Genomic DNA, 2108 nt, shown 5'->3' with positions numbered 1-2108 from the left:
TCAAGAAGAGCAGAACCCATGCGAGCGGCGGAAGAAGGAGAGTGGCATAGGGGCGCCACCCGGAGGCGCGGCCTGTTTCCATAGGATTCTCTAAGCCTCGTCCGTCGCCGGGATCAACACCCCGTCTTCCGGAGCCCAGACGACCCAGCAACGACCGGCGGTGGGGCCGCTTCGGTCGGGCCGGCACGATCGGAAACGCCCCGCGTACCATCTGCTGCGGGCCGGGCATCAACAACTTCGATATCGCGGTGCTCAAGGAGACGAAATTGACCGAGCGGACGGGCCTGCAATTCCGGGCCGAGTTCTTCAACGTCGTCAACCACGCCCAGTTCGTTAACCCCGACGGCAGCATCACCAGCGAGTCGGACTTTGGCCGCGTCAAACGCGTCCGCGATCCGCGCCTGATTCAATTCGCCCTCAAGTTCTTCTTCTAGTGGGGGAGTAGGAGTTCCGCGCCAGGCTCAGCGGGCGAGCAACACGCTGGTCATCAGGCCCGAGACGATGCCGGTCCCTTGCGGTGGACAAGCCGGCGTCTAACTAGCACAAAAGCCAGCTCCCGTGAGTGGCAATGGCGTTGGGTGGAAATATGCGCTTGGTGGTGCTTGGGGCGGGCATGATGGGCCGCGCGGTCGTGTACGACCTGGCGCGCAGCCCGGATTTGCGGCGCCTCCTCGTGGTGGACAAAGATCTTCGCCGGGCGCGTGAGGTGGCCCGCCGGTACGGCAGCGGGGTTGCTTTGGTAGCCCGCGCCGACGCTGCCCACCCAAAAGCCTTGGCGCGCCTGCTGCGCGGCTTCGATGTGGTTGTCAATTGCACGCACTATGGTTTCAACCTCTCGGTCATGCAGGCGGCGCTCGAAGCGAAAACCCATTATGTGGACCTCGGCGGGCTGTTCTACACAACCAGGAAGCAGCTTCGATGGCACGGCAAATTTTGCCGGGCGGGACTCTTGGCCATTCTGTGCATGGGCAGCGCCCCGGGCCTGACGAATCTGATGGCCCGCTTGGCCGCCGATCCCTTGGACGAGGTGCACGCCATTCGCATCTATAACGGTGCTCGCCCCGATTCTATCGGGGCTCGCGAGACCCGGCCGAGCACCGAACTTCTGCCGGTATCTTTTTCCCTGGATACGATGCTTGACGAGCTGACCTTGAAGCCGGTGATTTTTGCCGGGGGCAAATGGCGCGAGCAGCCAGTGCTCTCCGGCGAGGAAGCGGTGGATTTCCCCTCGCCGGTGGGCCGGCAAAGGGTGCGTTTCTCCCTCCATTCCGAGGCGCTCACCCTGCCCATGAATTATCGAAAGAAGGGGTTGCGCGATTGCTTTTTCAAAATCAACTACGACGACGAATTTGTCGCGCGAGTTAGCTTTCTGGCTGGCCTCGGCTTGCTCGGCAAAGAGCCGGTTCGGGTGGGAAGCGCCAGGGTGTCTCCGCGAGCCATGCTGCACAGCTTGGTGGCAAAGCAGCCTGGCCGGAGCGGCGGGCCGGAAGAGGCCGGCGACATGGAGGCTTTGCGCGTTGTGGTCGAGGGCATACGAGCCGGGCGCCGGCAGAGGCGCGTAGTGGAAGCTGTCATCCATGCTTCGCCGGAACAGCATTTGAGCGCAGTGGCGCGCGACACGGGATTTCCCGCGGCGGTCGCCGCCCGGATGATCGCCCGAAACGAGATTACCGCCCGGGGTGTTTTCGCGCCGGAGTCCCGACAACTCGGGATGCCGGTCGAACGCTTTTTCGAGGAAATGGCCCTGCGGGGCATCAGCATTACGATGAAAGTGCCCGGGCGCGCTGGTCCGGGCGTCCGGCGCGGCAGCTTGACAGTCGGAAAGACGGCTGGGTAGAGTCGGCACGCCGGTCTTGCTTTCGTCCAGCCCGGGGTCGTGGCGGTGAGCCGGTGAGCTTGGTCCAGCCACCAGATGAATTCCTCCCTGTCGGCAGCGGCGGATCGGTCCGCCGAAGGCTTTGGGCCGCTGGCGGAATCCGGGGGCCAATCTTTTTGGAAACTTCTTAGCGAGGTCCGTCATGGTGTGGCTGGAAAAAGAAATTCAGCGCTACCTGGAGCGCACACCAAAGTCGAAACGGGCGCACCAGGCGGCGATGGAGCATCTCCCC

2 protein-coding genes are annotated in these 2108 nt (G+C 63.5%); both read left to right on the top strand.

Annotated features, from left to right (window positions below):
* Positions 1-266: 266 nt before the first annotated feature.
* Positions 267-434, top strand: coding sequence for a hypothetical protein (locus VIH17_12630; protein HEY4684075.1), 168 nt, complete (start codon positions 267-269; stop codon positions 432-434).
* A gap of 134 nt (positions 435-568) precedes the next feature.
* Positions 569-1837, top strand: coding sequence for a saccharopine dehydrogenase NADP-binding domain-containing protein (locus VIH17_12625; protein ID HEY4684074.1), 1269 nt, complete (start codon positions 569-571; stop codon positions 1835-1837).
* The last annotated feature ends 271 nt before the right edge of the window (positions 1838-2108 follow it).

The organism is Candidatus Acidiferrales bacterium, from assembly GCA_036514995.1.
Taxonomy (GTDB): domain Bacteria; phylum Acidobacteriota; class Terriglobia; order Acidiferrales; family DATBWB01; genus DATBWB01.
This window is presented reverse-complemented; position numbering and strand designations above follow the sequence as displayed.

Bases quoted from the DNA above. Each gene is read 5' to 3' on its own strand.
- VIH17_12625 (HEY4684074.1), top strand. From the start codon at position 569: ATGGCGTTGGGTGGAAATATGCGCTTGGTGGTGCTTGGGGCGGGCATG.